The 19,391-nt window shown below is 35.7% G+C and carries 14 protein-coding genes, 1 tRNA gene, 1 other RNA gene and 1 pseudogene; 6 read left to right on the top strand and 11 right to left on the bottom strand.

Translation table 11 applies throughout. The features are described 5' to 3' along the window. The first annotated feature begins 148 nt into the window (after nt 1–148). Nucleotides 149–1,075: pseudogene (locus OOK89_RS06665) on the top strand (IS5 family transposase). Nucleotides 1,076–1,181: 106 nt separating this feature from the next. Here the strand turns inward: OOK89_RS06665 and OOK89_RS05020 are convergent. The 7 genes from OOK89_RS05020 to OOK89_RS04990 form a co-directional block, all read right to left on the bottom strand. Further along, a tRNA-Ser gene (locus OOK89_RS05020) sits at nt 1,182–1,268 on the bottom strand. Between the two features lie 31 nt (nt 1,269–1,299). Beyond that, nucleotides 1,300–2,106, bottom strand: a complete 807-nt coding sequence (locus OOK89_RS05015; RefSeq protein WP_044471259.1) for a DUF2163 domain-containing protein — start codon at nt 2,104–2,106, stop codon at nt 1,300–1,302. A 436-nt stretch (nt 2,107–2,542) separates the two neighbouring features. Next, on the bottom strand, nt 2,543–4,522 hold the full coding sequence (locus tag OOK89_RS05010) for a WD0745 family porin (protein ID WP_151808035.1): 1,980 nt from the start codon (nt 4,520–4,522) through the stop codon (nt 2,543–2,545). A gap of 207 nt (nt 4,523–4,729) precedes the next feature. After that, nucleotides 4,730–5,551 carry a 3'-5' exonuclease gene (locus OOK89_RS05005; RefSeq protein ID WP_264718870.1) on the bottom strand — a complete coding sequence of 274 codons (822 nt, stop codon included), beginning with the start codon at nt 5,549–5,551 and terminating at the stop codon, nt 4,730–4,732. Next, nucleotides 5,544–6,428: a GTPase Era gene (gene era / locus OOK89_RS05000; RefSeq protein WP_010082484.1), complete on the bottom strand. Its 885-nt coding sequence runs from the start codon at nt 6,426–6,428 to the stop codon at nt 5,544–5,546. The genes OOK89_RS05005 and era overlap by 8 nt, the downstream gene beginning before the upstream one ends. A gap of 166 nt (nt 6,429–6,594) precedes the next feature. Further along, complete coding sequence (gene cydB / locus OOK89_RS04995; protein ID WP_010962802.1) at nt 6,595–7,617, bottom strand: cytochrome d ubiquinol oxidase subunit II; 1,023 nt, start codon at nt 7,615–7,617, stop codon at nt 6,595–6,597. Next, on the bottom strand, nt 7,610–9,016 hold the full coding sequence (locus OOK89_RS04990; protein ID WP_138264951.1) for a cytochrome ubiquinol oxidase subunit I: 1,407 nt from the start codon (nt 9,014–9,016) through the stop codon (nt 7,610–7,612). Before OOK89_RS04990 ends, cydB begins: the two co-directional genes overlap by 8 nt. Before the next feature lie 944 nt (nt 9,017–9,960). On the opposite strand from OOK89_RS04990, the gene OOK89_RS04985 reads away from it, so the two are divergent. Both OOK89_RS04985 and OOK89_RS04980 read left to right on the top strand, forming a co-directional pair. Then, entirely contained in the window at nt 9,961–10,581 is a 621-nt protein-coding gene (locus tag OOK89_RS04985; RefSeq protein ID WP_010082437.1) for a superoxide dismutase, read from the top strand. Then, the gene (locus tag OOK89_RS04980; RefSeq protein WP_264718868.1) at nt 10,578–11,849 is read left to right on the top strand and encodes a M16 family metallopeptidase; all 1,272 of its coding nucleotides are present in this window, start codon (nt 10,578–10,580) and stop codon (nt 11,847–11,849) included. Before OOK89_RS04985 ends, OOK89_RS04980 begins: the two co-directional genes overlap by 4 nt. Nucleotides 11,850–11,971: 122 nt before the next feature. Here the strand turns inward: OOK89_RS04980 and OOK89_RS04975 are convergent, their stop codons facing one another. The 3 genes from OOK89_RS04975 to nuoE form a co-directional block, all read right to left on the bottom strand. Beyond that, entirely contained in the window at nt 11,972–13,639 is a 1,668-nt protein-coding gene (locus tag OOK89_RS04975; protein ID WP_264718867.1) for a hypothetical protein, read from the bottom strand. A gap of 143 nt (nt 13,640–13,782) precedes the next feature. Next, nucleotides 13,783–15,000, bottom strand: coding sequence for a tRNA guanosine(34) transglycosylase Tgt (tgt, locus tag OOK89_RS04970; RefSeq protein WP_264718865.1), 1,218 nt, complete (start codon nt 14,998–15,000; stop codon nt 13,783–13,785). After that, nucleotides 15,001–15,501 (bottom strand): NADH-quinone oxidoreductase subunit NuoE, encoded by a 501-nt coding sequence (nuoE, locus tag OOK89_RS04965; RefSeq protein WP_010962799.1) that lies wholly within the window; start codon nt 15,499–15,501, stop codon nt 15,001–15,003. 224 nt (nt 15,502–15,725) lie between these two features. Here nuoE and OOK89_RS04960 point away from each other — a divergent pair, with 224 nt between their 5' ends. From OOK89_RS04960 to rnpB, 3 genes are all read left to right on the top strand, one after another. Next, nucleotides 15,726–15,971: a hypothetical protein gene (locus tag OOK89_RS04960; protein ID WP_264718864.1), complete on the top strand. Its 246-nt coding sequence runs from the start codon at nt 15,726–15,728 to the stop codon at nt 15,969–15,971. A gap of 308 nt (nt 15,972–16,279) precedes the next feature. After that, entirely contained in the window at nt 16,280–17,932 is a 1,653-nt protein-coding gene (locus tag OOK89_RS04955) for a hypothetical protein (protein WP_246165608.1), read from the top strand. Between the two features lie 157 nt (nt 17,933–18,089). After that, nucleotides 18,090–18,439: RNase P RNA component class A (rnpB, locus tag OOK89_RS04950), an RNA gene on the top strand. Between the two features lie 51 nt (nt 18,440–18,490). Here the strand turns inward: rnpB and OOK89_RS04945 are convergent. Continuing rightward, nucleotides 18,491–19,261: a response regulator transcription factor gene (locus tag OOK89_RS04945; RefSeq protein WP_010962797.1), complete on the bottom strand. Its 771-nt coding sequence runs from the start codon at nt 19,259–19,261 to the stop codon at nt 18,491–18,493. Between the last annotated feature and the right edge of the window lie 130 nt (nt 19,262–19,391).

Here is a 19,391-nt window from a genome sequence, read left to right as displayed (position 1 = left end):
CAAGAAGAAAGATGTCATCCAAATAGCCTCTTTTCCTGTCATCCCAGTGCTTGACACTGGGATAGCTTTGTTGCATAGCAACTGAAAAAATCTGGTGGCTACTGACAAAATTCATTATAAATAGCTATTTAACTGTTGAAGAAAAAATATGCCACAAAAAATGAGAGTTAGTAACTGCCATGAATATAACAAATTTCTAGAAAAAAGAGGAAATATTTTTCGTTACATCGATAAAGCTATCGAAAATTGGTATGAAAATAGTCCAAAAATGCAGGGCGGCAACTATATTTATAGTGATAAAGTTGTGATTTTAGTGCATATAATCGTTAATCTTTTTAGAATTGGCTTAAGACAAACAGTCGGGTTTATAAAAGGATATTTGCAACAAATAGGAAGAGATTTGGCAGTTATCAGCTATTCGCAAGCTTCAAAAAAAACTTAATATTAAGATCAATGATTGCAGAATTGATAAAAATAATATGGAAGATATCGAAATTGCCATAGATAGCACAAGCATCAGCATTTATAACAACACACAGCAAGGAAAATAGCGCTGATAGAAAATATCGTGGCTATGAACAGACAAGAAAATTGCATGTAATGTTGAATATAAACAGCAAAAAAGCCATAGCTGCAAAATACAGTAACGGTCTGATCACTATGGAGCTTGCGATTTACTTAAAGGAGTTAATTTTCAGCATGCCATAAAAGCACTATATGCAGACAGAGCATATGACAGACATAAACTCTATAAATTGTGTGATGAATGCGGCATAAAGACAAAAATTCCTCCAAAAAAACAATGCAGCAGAGCATCCAAAGTATGGCAGAGAGAAATGCTGCAATTAGACTAATAAAGTCATACAGCGAAGATGGAATGAAGAGGTGGAAAAGGCAAACAAACTACGGAAAAAGATCTTATGTAGAAAGTTTTTTCTCGCGACTGAAACAAACATTCGGGTTTAATTTTCGGAACAAATCTGAAATTAATCGTGGGAAGGAACTGCTACTCAAGTGTTATTTGCTTAATCAATTTACTGACATTGGTATGGCTAAATTTGAAATGGCTACATGAATTTATCGTAAATTACCACCGCATAGTTGTAACATTGTACCATATTACAATGTTCGTACAGTTGTGTGCGCGACCGGGGGTTTTATTCTATTCTAGAAGTAACATACGGAAAAGGGGGGATTCGAACCCCCGACATATTTTCATATGTGCACGCTTTCCAAGCGTGTGCTTTAGACCACTCAGCCACCTTTCCATGCTTATTCATAATATTGAAAATTGTACTGCTAAACAATATAAAAACCTGGTATATAGGGTTCACCACGAAAATTCACAGTATTGTTAAACTTGCTTCTGCAAGTTGGAAATGTTTTATCGCAACCTGCGAGTATTGAATATTTATCTCCAGCAAAAATTTGGTATGGAGGCGAAGTAAACAACGTAACTACTTTATTTTTATATTCTTTTACTACACCTTCAAACGCTATTGAGCCAAAGAATTTTACTACTCCGTGCTTATAATATTCATCACTCTCAGTTAAATTCGTGTCTTCAAATCTTCTTTCGTCTATTACTTTAGTGATTGTACTTATTTTACTAAATTTTTTAGTATCGGCTTTACATTTATCATCGCAAAATTGTGCTCTGCATGCAGGAGAGTATAATTCTGCTATGCTTCTCTCAAGCTTTGCTGAAAGCCCTCTAATTTCAACAATAAATCTTCCACTACTTAATGTCACTTTACCAAAAATTCCTGAATGTAGATTCATTGTTCCCTGGGTCAAGTCTTTATAATTCACAAGAAATATCTCAATATTTGCAAAGTCGTACTTTCCTGATAAAACATCTTTTTTTTTGATATCAACACTATTTAATATTCCCTCAATTTCCAAATTATCAGTCTTTAAATCGCTGTTTAATATTATACTACTGGCTGTAAATCCACTTGAAGATTTATAGAGTATATTATCAATATTTAAGTCTTCATCATAGTCAGTGAATCCCATTACTTCTCCACCTGCAAGCGTTAATTTCCAGCACGTAGCAGTGGTAAGTAATTCTCCAGCTAAATGATTTTTTAGTGTGGTTTGCATAGGGTCCTCCTGCTTAATTGATTAAATTTGAAAGTAGCTATACGGCCAGTAGAATAAGGGCAGTGTGTTCTTTTCTCATCATCTAAGTAGCCATAAAGCGTCATTCCGGTGACCATAGGGTGTCATTCCAGTGCTTGACACTGGAATCCAGGAAATTTTGCTTGTAAGTAAGCAAACTGATTTGGTGAGCATAAAAAGTGGCTGATCTTATGCTGAATAAACGCTTTTGATGAAGTTGCATGGAAAGCTGGATCCCAGTGTCTGGGCACTGGGATGACATCCTTCTTGGTGGAGTGTCCTCAAATCACAATGTTCGTACAGTTGTGTGTCACGCACTGGGATGACAGGAGAGAGGACACCATATGTTTATTTGATCGACAAATAAACACTAACAGACAAGAATACACCACAATTAACTGTGGTGTGTACTGGCTGGTTAGAAAGAAAACTTCACACCAGTAAGAAGGAGAATTCCTTGGTTAGAAGGTACATCAGCATCAGACTCATCTTTCAGCTTACCTGTTTCGTTAGTCATAAAATAATGGAGAGCTGCGTAAGGAACAAATTTGTTCTTACTGCATGCAGGAGACAGATCATATTGAACGCCAAGTGCACCATCATGAAGCATATCTTTGTCATTCATTCTGCTGCCAAAATACGTCAAACTTGTGTAGATATTCTCATGTTGATACCCAGCTCCTACAGTCCAATACATGGTATCTATACTATCTTTACCAAATTGAGCTTTCAGCCCTTCCACTCTTTTGCCATCAGTAGCATCTTTACTATCAATTTCCGTATAGGTATCACCAATTAATTTTTTAATACCCTTCGGTTGACCAGATTTGCCCAAGTATGCAAAAGAGGCAGCAAACTTTACGCCTTGATCTTCATTAATCTTATAATCAGCGCTTACACCAAAATTAACACCCATCAGGTCATTATACTCCACAAATTCCTTATAAAGATGCTTATCTTTACTTGGTTGCTTTGGAAAGCCATATTCACCAACTGCAGAAGTTTTAACTTTTATGTTATGTTTATCAAAGTCATATTCATATGATGCACCAGCACTTACTATGTGCTCATAGTCTGGGCCGACATGCTTTATCGTTTCCTTATGTTCTATCTTACCGCCTTTATCTTCTGAAACTGTTTCTTTTACAGTAAACAAACCACTATCATAACGAGGTGAGTAGCTGATACCAAATCTTGCGCCCATATAATTTGGTGAGTAGTAAGCAACTCTAAATGGCAGTGTAGTCATAACGCCTTTGTTATATTTCCCTGCCATACGGAAAGAGAATTTTTCACTTTCACTCGAAAAACTTTCAGTGTAAAGACGTGGTGTTACATAAAATGGAAAGCTAGCAGCGCTTCCTTCTAAGTTCACTTTTCTGAACCAGTCACTATCTGCAGCTCCGTCAACAGTCGCAATTCTTGTTGCATCAAGCCTCATCAGAGCCTCAGGACCAAATTGGTAACCAAGCTTCACGTCACCATATTTTGAGTTAACAAACACATGCGCACTTCTGCCTTTTGCAGCATAAACACCCTGTGAAGCTCCCTTACCTTCGGTCACTGGGACATGAAACTGCACGTCAGCACCATAAAGAAGACCTAAATCTTCATTCTTATTTTCTGCTCTGAGGTGCAATATTGCATCAGCAATCATACCCATATCGTTGCTGTAATCACCAATATTTCCTATTCCTTCATAGAATATTGGATTTGCTCCTTTTGTTATATCTGGAGTGGCATTATAATACTCTGTAGATCTGTTTGGCATAACGTTATAACGTTTATAATCTGCGCCACTTGGTCCAGCTTTGCCATAACCTTGAGCATCAACAACACCACCAAAAGTTATTCTTAAATTACTTTGCCCTTGATTGGTATCGATAATATCAACTCCACCAACTGAAACAACAGGACTTGCCTTACCTTTTTCCTCTGTATTTTTGTTAACAACTTTTATATCCTTCTTTACATCTTTAGCTTCAACTTTAGCATTCTTAGTTTTAGAACGCTTAGTTTTTGAAACTTTACCTTTTTCTATATTAGAATTCTTAGCGTTTAGAGCTTTCGCTTTTGAATCCTCTATAAGCTTTGCTTTTTTCTCATTTGCTAGCCTGATCTCCTCTTTTTTCTTCTGCTCGGCTGCTAATCTCATCTCTTCCTTTTTCTTAAGCTCTTCAGCTTTTTTTCTTGGATCAGCATTACATATTCTGTCCATCTTTTCTTTCAGTTTTTTATTTGATGTTTTCATAACTTCTGTTTTTCCAGAAGTTTTTGTGCTCTCTTGCTTTTTTATTTCCTTCATACTCTCATCAGGAAAGTCAGCTGCAAAACTGCTGAAAGAACATAAAGTTAATAAAGAAACTAGAGCAGTTCTAGTATACATAGACTTTTTCATGAAGTGCCCCCAAAAAATTTCGAAATCATATCTTAAATGTAAATAGTATAAAAATGTTGAAAATTCAACTTAAAGCAACCTTATAACGAAAATAAAAGTAAAATGCAATACCTTAAAAGCAACTTTCTTAATATGCTCAACGTGTATATTAACCAAAATTTAGTACAGAGGTTCGCTTGTTAGTGCATTATAACTCGACTATTTATTCTATGGAAGTAAAATTTTTCCACCACAAGTTCTTTCCCATTCTTCTTTAAATTTCTTTAGGTATTCTTTTTTTTCGCACTCTAAAAGCAGCTCTTCCGCACTTTTGTTGTAGCTTTCAGTAGTAATCCTTCCCTGATGATGCATGAACCTTAAGTAAATCAAATAAGTGTTAATTACATCTGTTTCACAATAATCTCGAATCTCTTGTATCTTGCCGCTATCGTATAAGCCCATAACTTGTGACCCATCAACTCCAATCTTACCAGGAAGATTAAATGCTGCACAAACTTCGTTCATTTTTACTCTTGCAGAGGCTCCAAAATCAGAGAGGGTTTCAAGTAAATCACAATGCCAATCACTACTATATCTTTGATTATAGCTATTCCACTTATCGCCAGCTTTATGAAAATATTCCGCTTGAATGCCATGGACCATAGCACGATACTTCAGCACTGGTATATCAAAAGTGCGTCCGTTGAACGAAACTAATCTTGGCTTTTTCTCTGATATGTAGTTAAAAAATCCTTTCACTAGCTCCTTTTCACTGGAATTTAGTGTGCCTCCAGATCTTATTTCTTGCAGTGTGAACACCTCATAACCACTCTGGTAGCTTATATTGCAAAGTAAAAAACTAATAACTACAACAAGGTGAAAAGGCTGACGCAGAAAAGAGTTTTGCCCGTTTGTTATTTCAAGATGATATTTTGTTAATGCATCCCTCTTCTCTTCTACACTACTATCATCACTAATATTGAGTAAATTTTTGCAGGAATTTACATCTGGTATAGTTTCAATATCAAATACCAATAAAGAATTAAGCATTGCCTATATACTCCTCCGGACGGTCGATCCAAGGTCGCACTTTCACAAATAAAAAGAGGTGTACCTTGCACTCAAATAATTTTTCTAGTTCAGCACGCGCTTCGATATTAATTTTTTTAATATTACTGCCATCTTTTCCTAGTACTATTTTTTTATGACTATCTTTCAACACAAATATGATCTGTTTGATGACTAAACTCTTATCTTTTTTTTCCTCAAATTGTTCAGTTATAACAGCTGTAGAGTATGGCAATTCTTCACGCAAGTTCAAGAATAATTTTTCTCTCGTAATTTCTGCTGATAAAAAATTTGTCGAGGAATCGGTTATTTGATCTTCTTCATAAAACCAGGGGCTCACCGATGCAACTTCAGACAAGTAATTCATCAAATCAGAAAGTCCATCATTCTTTAATGCTGATATCATAAAAACCTTTTCAAATTTATAAAGCAAATTCAGATGCTCATGCGCCATCTTTAATTCAGGCCTTTTTACCAAATCAGTTTTATTGATAACCAAAATACATCTGCCTTTTGTGCGCTGCAGCCGCATAAATATAGTCTTAATTCTTTCTATATTTTTCAAATAATTGCTTACATCAACAAGCAACAAAGTGATGTCACTATCCTTAACTGCCGACCATGCAGATTTGACTAAAGCTTTTTCAAGTTTTGTTTCTGCTGAGAAAATTCCTGGGGAGTCAGTAAAGACAATTTGTGTGTTGTTGCATGTTGCAACACCCCTTATTTGCGTCCTTGTTGTTTGCACTTTAGGGGTGACAATTGCAATTTTCTTGCCTATGATGCTGTTAATTAATGTAGACTTCCCAGCATTTGGTAAGCCAGCTATCGTTACAAATAAGCATTTTTGTTCTTTCACAAAGAAAATTATAAAGAAAACTGAATGTCAGCGTCAAGCTACTTATATAACAAGAAGTCAGAAAATCCATAGGAGGATTTGCTAATGAAGGCTCTTAAGTTGACGCCATTGCCAGAACGACTGCTTGATTTAAGGGTAACGTTTTAACCATAAAGTCACTAACTCCTTAATATGTGTGTTCATAATTTGATTTTCCACGAAAGACATAATAGCAATAACCAGTGTAAGTTAAAATGATTGGTAAAAGCGGTATTATAACAATGAGCATTAAAGATAAACTTGGCCCAGAAGCGGCTGCATCCAGAATGGTATATTGAAAAGGTATAATCCATGGGTAGATACTAATTCCTAAACCTAAATATCCCATAAAAAAAATAGCAATACTGAGAAAGAATGGACGGTACTCCCGTTTAGTATTCTGAAGATCAAACCACAGCATGAAAAATAGCCAAGATGTGAGTAATGGAATAGAAAATAAATAATAAAAATTTGGCATGCTAAACCAAAAGTTTTTAATACGTTCATTTAAAAATGGTGTCACTACACTCACTAGTCCCATGAAAATACCTACAAAACCAAGCGTATAAGAAGCAACCTTGCGTGCCCATTCTTGTGTTATATTTTCTGTCTTCATTATGAGCCATGTAGAACCTAAAAGTGCATATCCAAATATCACAGCAATGCCTGTCATTACACTAAAAGCACTTGCCCAATCAAATTGGCCACCAGAAAAGTTGCGTCCGTTTACTTCTACACCATGTATAAATGCACCTAAAATCATGCCTTGGCAAAATGCAGCACCAAGTGACCCAAAATGAAAGGCATAATCCCATAATCGCCTGTATTTTCCTTCTGCCTTAAAACGAAACTCAAAGGATACTCCGCGCACTATAAGGCCAAGCAGCATAATAATGATTGGAATATAAAAAGCAGGCATTAATATTGAATATGCAAGAGGAAAAGCAGCAAACAACCCTCCACCACCCAATACCAACCATGTTTCGTTTCCATCCCAAAATGGTGCAATTGAGCTTATCATGTGATCACGGCATTTATCTGACGGTGCAAAAGGAAGTAAAATACCAATACCTAAATCAAACCCATCCATTAAAATATACAGTAAAACAGCTATGGCAATTAGTAATCCCCAGATTAGGGGTAAATTAATTAAGGAAGAAAAATCAAACATGATTGTTGTCCTTTCCAGATGTACCAGCATCAATCACTGAAGCTCCAATACCGTGTTTATAAAATTGCTCTTCTTCTTTAATGACAGGAATTCCTTTGTATATAAGTTTCAGAATATAGTAACTACCTGCTCCAAATATAAGGGTATACATAACGATAAATGCAATCAAAGACCATGCAACCTGAGGACCGGTAATCGCAGATGAAAATGATTCAATTGTGCGCATAATTCCATATACAGTGTAAGGTTGACGGCCAATTTCAGTAGTAAACCAACCTGCAAGTAACGCTATGAACCCAGACGGCATCATTGATATCCACCATCCATGTAAGAAACAACTTTGGAATAACTTGCCACGAAGATACTGTATAACACTTACTGACCCAATTATGATCATTAAAATTCCAACTCCAACCATTATACGGAAGGACCAGAATACCCATACTACAGGTGGTCTATCTTCTTTTTTCCATTCCTTTAATCCTTTTACTTCTCCTAAAAAATCATGTGTTAAGATCAAGCTGGCAAGATTAGGAATTTTTATCTCGTAGTGATTAATTTCATTTTGCTGATCCGGATAAGCAAATAAAAGTAAGCCAGCCCCTTTTTCGGTTTCCCATATACCTTCCATTGCAGCAATCTTAGCAGGTTGATGCTTTAGTGTATTTAATCCATGCCTATCTCCCATGAACAGCTGAAATGGTGCAGCTAAAGCTACCATAATGGTTGCCATACCAAGCATAATTCTTGCTTGAGGAGCATGTCGTTTTCTCCAAAGATAAAATGCTCCTACACCACCAACCACAAAAGCTGTTGTAAGATAGGCTGCTGTTACCATATGAATAAAGCGATAAGGGAAAGAAGGATTAAAAATAATCTCTAACCAATTGGTTGGATATAGGAGACCATTCTCACCAATCGTGAATCCAGCGGGTGTTTGCATCCAACTGTTGGCCGCAATAATCCAAAAAGCTGAAATAAGCGTTCCCACTGCAACAATACAAGTAGAAGCAAAGTGCATACGAGAACTTACTCTATTCCATCCAAATAGCATAATACTCAAAAAAGATGCCTCCAGAAAAAAGGCTGTTAAAACCTCAAAGGAAAATAGAGGGCCGAGAACATTGGCTATGCGGTCAGAAAAAATCGACCAATTGGTACCAAGTTGATATGACATTACAACTCCAGATACCACTCCCATGCCAAAAGCAACGGCAAAAATCTTGATCCAGAATTTATAAACATCACGGAAACGTGTATCACCAGTCTTAAGCCAACACCATTCCAAAAAGGCTAGAAAACTTGCAAGTCCGATCGTGAAAGCAGGAAATATAATGTGAAAGCCTATTGTGAAGGCAAACTGAATTCGAGCTAGCAGCACAGAACTAAATTCAAACATTTTACCCAATACCTATGTATTACAAATAATAGCCAAATCTGCCTATAATTCAATCCATTTTTTCACAAAATTGACCTTACCCAGAAAAAGTAGAGAGAAAGTTAAGACGTTTTTGTCATGAGAATAAATTGTGCAGGAATACAACTGTTCTCCCTTGTCATACCGTCACGGTATCTCTAGATCCCGCTAACACGTAGCGGAATGACGATTGTCAGGCCAGCGCCCCTATGATGTCATCCCAGTGCTCCTTTTTTTGTCATCCCAGTGTCAGCTACTCGGATGACATCATCCTTTTTTTGGGATTCCAGCGTCACGCGCTGGAATGACACCTTCCGTATAAACATTAAGAAATTTACCAAGCGGAGAAAAAGGCAAAAGAAGCCCCGTGGTTGGCTAATTACTTACATTATACTTTCAAGTATGGCGTTTTTTTATTCTAAACGTTTAATAACCGCGATTCAGCTACTTTTAAACCGCAACTAATCTAAATTATAAACGTTAAGAAATTTACTAAACAGAAAAAAAGGCAAAAGAAACCCTAGGGTAGCTAGTTATTCACTATCCATTTTTTAAGTTGGCGTTTTTTTATGTTTTAAACGCTTTATAAGCGCGTTTCAGCTTATGTAGGTAGAAGTTTGATAAAGACATAAGGTGCACATAGTGCAAAAAATTAAACATGAGACGCCAGATACGTGAGTTTTTTTGTCATTTAATCTGTACAGAGAAGATAAATAAATAGCTTCACTTTCATGATAAGGGGGTTGGCGAAGGGTGTCAAGTAACTTTTGCATTTAATCCATTTCTATGGCTTATATAATAATCGTTATTGTAGTATAATTTAGAATAATGCAATAGATACCTAAATGTTTTAGCTATTAATTATATGTTGCACAAAAGCATATATTGCCCTACCATCCAAGTAGGTTAGAAATAAAGAGGTTTTTATGAGTTTTACTTTACCTGAATTACCATACGATAAAACAGCTTTGGAGCCTTATATATCTGCAAAAACCTTAGATTTTCATTATGATAAGCACCATAAAGGATATTTAAATAAACTCAACGAGCTAGTTGAAAATACAGATTATCAACATGTAAAAATTGAGGAATTAATAACAAAAGTGCATGGTAATAGCGGCAACTTGCCTATATTTAATAATGCAGCACAAGTTTGGAACCATACTTTTTATTGGAATTCAATGAAAAAAAATGGTGGTGGTAAGCCTAAAGATGGTAGTCTTCTAGCAAAAAAAATTCAAGACGATATCGGTGGCTTTGATAAATTTTATGAAGAATTTTCGAGTCATGGAGTAAGCCAGTTTGGCAGTGGATGGGTATGGTTAGTGCTCGAAAAAGGTAGGTTAGGAAAGCTCAAAATCACCAAGACTCCAAATGCAGATTTGCCAATAATTTATGGCCAAGTGCCACTACTCACTATGGATGTGTGGGAGCACGCCTATTATTTAGATTGTCAAAACCGTAGAATTGACTACATAAAAGTTTTCCTTGATCATTTGATTAATTGGGATTTTGCAGAAGAGAACTTAGAAGAATATATGAGATGAATATACCCCGGGTAACAAAATTAGATAATGGTCTGCGCATAATAACTGAGCAGGTGCGTGATATTGATTCCGTAGCTTTAAGCATACGAGTTGGTGTTGGCAGTAGAGCAGAAAGTGCAAAGCAAAATGGAATATCCCATTTTTTAGAACACATGGCTTTCAAAGGGACGAAGACAAGAACTGCCTTTGAAATTGCAAAAGCTTTTGATGACATAGGTGGAGTTTTCAACGCTAGCACCGGTAGGGAAAGCACCACCTATTATGCAAAAGTCCTCAAGAAAGACATAAAAACTGGTATTGATATATTAATAGATATATTGATGAATTCCACGTTTCCAGAAGATGAATTGGAACGTGAGAAGGGTGTTGTAATACAAGAGATTTTTCAAACTAATGATTCACCAAGTGACATTATTTTCGACAAATATTTTGAGGCAGCTTATAAAGACCAACCATTTGGTAGGTCAATCTTAGGCACGCAAAATACTGTAAAATCTTTTACTCGAGGAGATCTAGATAATTACATAAATGAGCATTACTTTGGTGAGAATATGCTATTTGCCGTTGCAGGAAATGTTGAACATGAAGAAGTTGTTGCATTAACCAAAGATTTTTTCTCAAAGATTCATTCTAAAAAGCTGAAAAAAAGCCAAAATGCGAGCTGTACTGGTGGTGAGTATTTAGAACATCGTAAATTAGATCAGGTACACTTGCTAATTGGTCTACCTAGTGTTTCTCGCCATGACGATAAATATCACACGTTTCAAGTGCTTGATTCTATATTAGGGAGCGGAATGTCATCACGTTTATTCCAGGAAGTAAGGGAAAAGCAGGGATTAGCTTACTCTGTTTATTCATTTAATTCCAGCTATACTAATACAGGAATGTTTTCCATTTTTGCTGGTACAGACAGTAGTAACTTAGATAAGCTTTTAAAATCTATAACGACAGAGTTGAAGAAGTTGTCTACAGATGATCTGAAGGAAGAAGAAGTAAATAGAGTGAAAGAGCGAGTAAAATCCCAAATTTTAATGTCACGCGAAAGTGTTAGCTCACGTGCTGAAACATTGGGACACTACTACGGTAACTATAATAGGTACATCAGTAAAAATGAATTAATAGAAAAAATTAGTGCAGTTACCACTGCTAACGTAAAAAAAGCAGCAGAAGAATTGTTATCTCAGCATGAAAAAACCACTCTAGCTGCAATTGGAGAAATTGAATCATTGCCAAGTTACGATAAAGTGGTTTCTATGCTTAAAGCTTAGTGTATTCTGTTATATTGATTTGGCTGCTTTACAATATAATTTAGCACAGTGATTAAAGAAGCGTAAAGTTGAAACAATGTGCCATGAACCGGATATGCAAGAAATTATGCGAATCTTCAACCTCATCTTTCAATAATATTTTTATTTTGCGTAACTTTTTCCGTATAATTTTTAGGAGGTGCTGGTGGTGCAAGTGGTTTTTTGCTTACAGGGTTTGAGTCTATACCTTTCCTTTGCCAATAATAGTTCCGTGCTTCTTGAACGGTCTGAAATATAGGCTCTTCATCATTATAGTTTCCTCCCACAGAGTTCGAGTTTATGTCTTTCTTTTGCCGATGATAGTTCCGTGCTTCTTGAACGGTCTGAAATATAGGCTCTTCATCATTATAGTTTGAGTTTATATTTTCCTTTTGCGAACCAGCGTTCAATAATTTCGATATCTCTCGCCCTAGCTGATCACCTTTATAATTATTGTTAAGATCTTTGATTTTCTCCTCACCCAATTCCATTATTCGAATTAGAGAGGTATCAATAAAATCCGTTTTTATTTTGTCAATATCTATCAATTTATTACCATAAATCGTAATTTCACTTTTACCTTTTTCACTATTCACATCATAGCCTTGCTCTTTAACTCCTGTTATTACTTCCTTCTTTAGTAATCTATGAATAGTATTTATTATTTTTTGACCACAATCTTGAAAAAAATCTCTGATTGTATCAAATGCCTTTGATAAGGAGATGGTTTCAGTATGTGCGTATTTTTTACCTAGTGGTGGCTCTTCAGCATTCTGGTGTATAGATTCTATTTGCTGAGGGTCAAGCATCATTGCATGACGTTTTGAGCGTGTTGGGTTTGCTTGTGTTTCAGATGACAACATGCCCTTAATATCTTGTTTTTTATTCTCACCATCAGCAACCATACCATCACTTGATTTCCTTTTTTTAAGAAGTAATGGTGGTCGATTTTCATTGTTCCGATATATAGGTTCTTTTGGTACCGTTTCAGACAATGATCTCTGAATATCTTGAAGATTTTGGTATATAGGTTCTTCTTTCTTCAAATTTTCATAAATTGGTTCTTGTACCAAGTTAGCATTGACAAACTCCTGTACCCTTTCTAGATAATTAGCATCTCCTACCACTTTACCATTTCTGTTCATAGGTACTTGTGCACCTTCAAATTTAATGTTTTTTATATCTTGAAGACTAAGTCCATTTTCTGCAAGCCATCCCTCTCTTTTGCTCATTGATTCAACAAACTCATTAATTTTTTTTATATTACCTGCACTATCATCAACCAACATTACATTTTTTGGCAACTGACCATTGTGATTGTTCTTATAGTTCACAATTGCTTTACAGATGTGTAAATTCTTTCCAACTTGACTTTGTTGTTCTTTGAGATCTTTTGGAAGCTCATTATCATAATCTGCTGGAAATCCGCCAAATACAGAAATACTGTCTGCTTGTTCTTTAGATAAGCCCAAATGATTTTCTACAACCCTTTTTACAGCATTTGGATATCCTGTATATGATGCAATATTCACTTCTATTCCGTTTGAAAGTGCAGACTGTAATGTAGATTTCAGCCCCTCTTCATTTTTTATTCCGTCTGTATTTTTTAGAAAATCTTTTATATTGTGATCAGTCACTGCATTTTCCACAGCAGAATTAAAATCACTTTTTTTAATTCCGGAGTGTCTACCAAAGAAAACACCATGCATGTGTCCATTAGTGATAGTGTTATCAAAATCAAATATTAATAGGGTATTATTTCCTTTAGCCATATCTTCACCTCTAATCCTTACAAATCATATGGGTAGAGACTAACATTAATAGATTAATTATTTATTATAACCTTTCTAATTAATAGTGTGATAAATAAAGTAAATATAACAAGAAGTAAAAATCAACGGCATAAAGAAAAGACTTAAAGAGAGGCCAAATCAAAGTGCAATGGTATTTCACTAATCCAGTTATTCTTCTCTTGATCTAACCTATCATCTAATATTGCCTGTCTTATTGATTCCATAAGCTTATTAATGAAGAAAACATTGTGAATAGTGATGAGCGTGTAAGCTAGCAGTTCTTTAGCTTTCAGTAAATGGTGTATATAAGCTCTTGAATGTTTTCTGCAGGTAAAACATAAACAGTCACTTTCAATTGGGTTATTGTCCAGCTCGAATTGTTGATTTCGCAAATTGATATGCTCTTTGCACTTTGAAGAAATAGAATTTCTGTTTTTTACTTTAACAAGTGCGCCACCATGCCTTGCTAAGCGGGTTGGATGCACGCAATCAAACGTGTCAATTCCAAGCTCTACTCCGCGAAAGATGTCCACAATTCCACCAATACCAAGCAAATGAGTAGGCCTGTCTTTTTTCAGGTGGTCCATAGTGAAAGAAACTACATCATGCATCTGCTCTTTACTTTGACCAAGTGATCCACCTATTGCTTGACCAAAAAATGGCAAATCGTTGATAAAATCACAACTTTCTCTACGTAAATCTTGATACACTCCGCCTTGACTAATTCCATACAGTGCCTGCTTGCCATTATTGTTTTTTTCAAATTCATTTAAAGAACGTTCAGCCCATCTGTGGCTCATGAGCATTGATTTTGCTGTGTATTCTTTGCTTACGTGAAATGGAGTGCATTCATCTAAAACTAGGATTAAATCTGCACCTAATTTCTGTTGAATTTGTACAGATTTTTCAGGAGTTAAGCAATAAATTTTACCATTAATGTAAGAACGAAAAATTGCCCCATCCTCATTAATTTTGATCAAAGTTTTTTGTTTTTTTCTTATTCCTTTTATCTCTTCCGAAACTGATCCGTGGCCTAAGCTAAATATCTGATATCCACCTGAGTCAGTTAGCATTGGCCCATTCCATCCTATCATCTTGCGCAAACCACCAAGTTTTGCAACAGTATTCTCTCCTGGTTGAAGCATTAGGTGATAGGTGTTGGAAAGTATGATTTGGGTACCAGCTTCACTTATTCTTTCAATATCTGCAGCTTTAATTGCAGCTTTTGTTGCGCAGAATATAAAAGCGGGGGTTTCTATGCTTCCATTTGGAGTTTTAATTGTTCCAACTCTTGCAGAACCTGATTGCTTGATTCTCTTGAATGAAAATTCTTCTTTCATCTATTTGCCTGAAAGTTCTGTTATGATGTTTTCTACTTTCTCAGGAGTAAGATTTTCATAGAAGTCATTATTGATCTGCACAACGGGAGCATTAACGCATGCACCTAGGCATTCAACTTCTTTTAAAGTGAACAAATTATCTTTAGTAGTCTCACCGATATTGATTCCAAGTTTTTTTTTAAAGGTATTTAAAACTTCTTCACTATTGCACAACCAGCAAGGAGTTGTTCTACAGATTTGTATTAGATATTTGCCTACTGGTTTTAAATTATACATGGTGTAAAAATTTGCCACTTCATATACACGAATATGTGGAATATGCAGCATATCAGCAACATAACGCATAGCAGATTCAGAAACCCATCCGCATTGCTCTTGAACCAGATATAGTAAAGGCATAACAGCACTACCTTCTCTACCTTTGGGATACATCTCTATAAACTTTCCCGCTTTCTTGAGGTTTTCTGATGTAAAACTAAACTGCTCTTCTTTTTCTATCATTCATGAGACTCGTGTAAACTTTAACAGATTATACCTGTAGAACCAATGATTGCAATTGTTGGTTTTTTGAGAAATAGCATAAAGCTTCTTAGCCCTCTTCAAGCTTATATTTACCTTTTAGTATAAAATATTATATTAATTTTTTAATTTTAGTTAAAATTTTCATTGACATTAACACACAGGAGTAATCATAATAGCATTTTATTAATATTTTAAATAAAATTATGTCTATATTAAGAAGATTGCTCGGGATCAACTCAAATACACCGGAAATTAAAGAAGCGATAGGTTTTAATCCAACAAACGTAGAATTAATTGAGGGGAATGGAGTTGCTTACGGACTCAGCTATCAAGATAATGGTAATGGGAGCAGTAAAGTAAAATTACTTATTAGTCCATTATATCAATCAAAAACATACGAATGTGGTACAAATATCAGCGTAGCAAATGAATTCAAAGATCAATTATAGCCTTTCTTATAATAGTCCGAATGCGATAAGATATGTGTTTATGGCTATAGCAGGCCAGTAGCATATTACGGTCTGTTCGGATTATTGTAAAAAGAGCTATATCTCTCACATTAATAGAAGATTCAGCTGAAATAGATAAAGTTGGAGTTATCTTTCCTGAAGAAGGAATTAGCGAAGAAGGAGAAAAATGCGTTAAAGGCTTATCTTTTAACACTTACGGAATTAAACAATCAGTTAATACTCCTTCAGTTGAACATTTAGATAAAAGAAAATTACAAAAGAATATTGATAATAATAGTCTTGCAAATGTGGGCAATAGTTACTTTCAACCAAGAGCAGTGAAAGTTGGTAATGGTGACGTAATTGTAATCGCCCATAACTTAAAGGATCAAACTTTAGTTTCTTGGTACTTAAAGTCAAGCGAGAGCGGAAAATTTAAGGTATTGACTGGAGAAAAAGGTGTTACAGAAAGAAAATTGTTCAATTTTGATAATCAGGGGCAATTGGCATTAAATGGAAACACGATGCTTTATTCGCAAGTGAGCAAAAGGATTACTAAGGAAAATCAAGAGGTGAGAAAAACACGTATTTTTAAATTTGATATGGCTAAAGTGATTCAGGGTCTGAAGGATGGAGTTAATGGCTTTTTACTTGGTAATCGAAAAGGTCAAATAGATAATAAAGCACTATCTCTTTCTAGAGAACATGAAATAAGCTTTTTGCAGTATGTTGAACAAACGGAAGGAAATGATCTAGTTGCTTTTCTTGAAAATGACCAATCAGCTAATGAGCAGAGGTTACATATAGCAACTCTACTTAAAAATGGATCAGTGTCAGATTTTCCTATCTATCAATTTACAGATCCTATAGAGCAATTATATATTAAAGGCAACGGTCAGGGTGGTTTTATCGTAACTGCGGTAAGTGGAGAAAATATTGTAACTTTTAATCAAAACGGCTCTGGAAAATCTTCTGAAGCAACAATAATACCGGCAAATAGCATCAAAACTCTCAGTGATTTTGTTAATATCATTAACGGTCGATTAACGCCAGATATTATTTCTAGTAGTACCGTGGCTCCTATAACTGTTGCAGAAACGGTTGTGACTTCTAAGAAAACGCCGACTGCTGCAATTACTAGCACAGCAGAAACCGATGCTGTGAAGACTACTAAATTGACAACGGAAGCCGTTGCACCTACTTCTACAATAAGTAAACCTTCAACGGAGTCAACGACAGTAGCAAAAACAACTACTACTTCACAAGCGACCACGGTTGCTACAACGTCAACTAGTGTGCCGATAGTAACTTCAGGGACTGAGACAAGTACTGTAAAACCTACAGCAGCGACTGGTGCGTCGACTTCTACGATGAGTAAACCTTCAACAGAGTCAACGACTCAAACAAGTACAGTAACAGTGAAGCCAACAACAGAAGCCGTTGCACCTACTTCTACAACGAATAAACCTTCAACAGAGTCAACGACTCAAACAAGCACAGTAACAGTGGAACCAACTGCGCCAACAACAAGCTCAGAGAAAACTACACAAACAGTATTTAGTATACCAAGTACTAGAACAAAAGAGTCAACAACTCCTATATTCACCACGACTTTACTTCCTCAGTCTACTTCTTCACCACAACCTACTCAACTTGCTATAGGGTCTAATAAGGCAGGAATGATAGGGGGATCTTTGGTTGGAGCAATAGGTATTGTTGGAATTATAGGATTCATAGCATATAGATATGTTAAGGGTCGTAATGCTGCTCCTGTATTAGAACTAACTGATTTGGGTTATAGAAGGCGATCATCTTCAAGTAGCGATGAAGAAATTTTTACCACTGGTAACAGAATGCGAACTATATATCAATCTGAAACAGTGCTAAATAGTATATCAGTAGAAAGTAGTAGTCGATCAAGAAGTAGCTCATCGTCTTCAAGCGGTGGACCAGGCTCTTGACTAACTGAAGCGGAGTCTAAAAGTGAAAAAAGCTTATCTTGGGATAGTGATGATGTGCCGGAATATCACCTTTAGCTATTTGTCTAAATGTTTTTAATATGTAGACTGTTAGGAAATTGTCTTTTGCTTTTGTGATTTTCATGTTAAAGTATAATTCCTAGGTGAAATAAGTAGCTGCTGTTGTGTGATAAACATAGCAGAGGAAAGTCCGGGCTCCAAGGAAAAATAGTGACGGGTAATGCCCGCCGGAGGTAACTCCAGTTATAGGGCTACAGAAAATTACCGCCTAAAATATTTTTAGGTAAGGGTGAAAAGGTGTGGTAAGAGCACACCATGGCAATGGCAACATTGGTAGTCGAGTAACCAACACTAGGAGCAAGATTAAATAGAAGTAGATTTTATGTTTTCCTCATATCTACTCGGGTAAATCGCATGCGGTAAATGGTAACATTTACTCCAGATAAATAGCTACATAAACAGAACTCGGCTTATATTTCACCTAGGCGTTCACATGATACGTGCGATATAAGCCATGCTATATTTAAATGTGTAGGCATTTCATGCGTTGTCCTTCACTTGTTCTGCTTGATAGCCATCACTACTTTCGCCTACATTAACATTAGAATATTCATCATCATCAATATACTCTTTCAGAACATACCCTCTGCCCCAAACGGTTTCTATGTGGCTTTTTCCATCATTTGCACTTTCAAGTTTCTTACGTAATTTGCACATAAAAACATCAACTATCTTGTTATCTGAAGGTTCATCCAAGCCATTGTAAAGATGATTTAAGAACATTTCTTTTGTTAGTACTGTTCCTTTACGCAGTGCTAGCAATTCTATCATAGAATACTCTTTATTAGTAAGGTGAACCGTTTTACCTTTCACCTCAACAACCCTGTGATCAAAATTGATATTTATATTACCAATCTTTATCACCGATTCAGGATGGCCTTTAGTACGACGCACTATGGCCTTAATTCGAGCTAATAACTCGCTTTTATGAAATGGCTTGGTTAAGTAATCATCGGCACCATACCCGAGTCCTTTAGCTTTGTGATTGACAGCGGATATGCATGAAAGTATTAAGACAGGAACTTTGATTTTTGCACTTCTTAGTCTTAACAATATATCATATCCGTCAATATCACCAGGTAAGTGTATATCTAAAATAACTAGGTCATAGTAATCTCCGTTTGAGGAAACCATATTATTGTTATAATCTTGTGCAGAAGTAACAACGTCACAGAAGTGTCCATCAGAAGTTAAGGCGTTAACCACAGTCTTTGCACTTACTTGATCATCTTCAATTAATAATATACGCATATTTTACACCCCATAAATAATTTATAATTTTAGTAATATATATAACTAAGGAAAGTAATAAATCAAATTTTTATTAACAAATGATCAAAATTACACTTATTAATTAATAGTAAATATATTGTTCCAAAGT

This window comes from Wolbachia endosymbiont (group A) of Lasioglossum morio (assembly GCF_947250585.1).
Classification (GTDB): Bacteria; Pseudomonadota; Alphaproteobacteria; order Rickettsiales; family Anaplasmataceae; genus Wolbachia; species Wolbachia pipientis.
Note: the sequence above shows the minus strand (reverse complement) of the source record. Positions and strands in the feature narration are given on the sequence as shown.

Bases quoted from the DNA above. Each gene is read 5' to 3' on its own strand.
- OOK89_RS05010 (WP_151808035.1), bottom strand. From the start codon at position 4,522: ATGAAAAAGTCTATGTATACTAGAACTGCTCTAGTTTCTTTATTAACT.
- nuoE (WP_010962799.1), bottom strand. From the start codon at position 15,501: ATGATAGAAAAAGAAGAGCAGTTTAGTTTTACATCAGAAAACCTCAAG.
- OOK89_RS04960 (WP_264718864.1), top strand. From the start codon at position 15,726: ATGTCTATATTAAGAAGATTGCTCGGGATCAACTCAAATACACCGGAA.
- tgt (WP_264718865.1), bottom strand. From the start codon at position 15,000: ATGAAAGAAGAATTTTCATTCAAGAGAATCAAGCAATCAGGTTCTGCA.
- OOK89_RS04980 (WP_264718868.1), top strand. From the start codon at position 10,578: ATGAATATACCCCGGGTAACAAAATTAGATAATGGTCTGCGCATAATA.
- OOK89_RS04985 (WP_010082437.1), top strand. From the start codon at position 9,961: ATGAGTTTTACTTTACCTGAATTACCATACGATAAAACAGCTTTGGAG.
- OOK89_RS04990 (WP_138264951.1), bottom strand. From the start codon at position 9,016: ATGTTTGAATTTAGTTCTGTGCTGCTAGCTCGAATTCAGTTTGCCTTC.
- OOK89_RS05015 (WP_044471259.1), bottom strand. From the start codon at position 2,106: ATGCAAACCACACTAAAAAATCATTTAGCTGGAGAATTACTTACCACT.
- OOK89_RS04975 (WP_264718867.1), bottom strand. From the start codon at position 13,639: ATGGCTAAAGGAAATAATACCCTATTAATATTTGATTTTGATAACACT.
- OOK89_RS05005 (WP_264718870.1), bottom strand. From the start codon at position 5,551: ATGCTTAATTCTTTATTGGTATTTGATATTGAAACTATACCAGATGTA.
- cydB (WP_010962802.1), bottom strand. From the start codon at position 7,617: ATGTTTGATTTTTCTTCCTTAATTAATTTACCCCTAATCTGGGGATTA.
- OOK89_RS04945 (WP_010962797.1), bottom strand. From the start codon at position 19,261: ATGCGTATATTATTAATTGAAGATGATCAAGTAAGTGCAAAGACTGTG.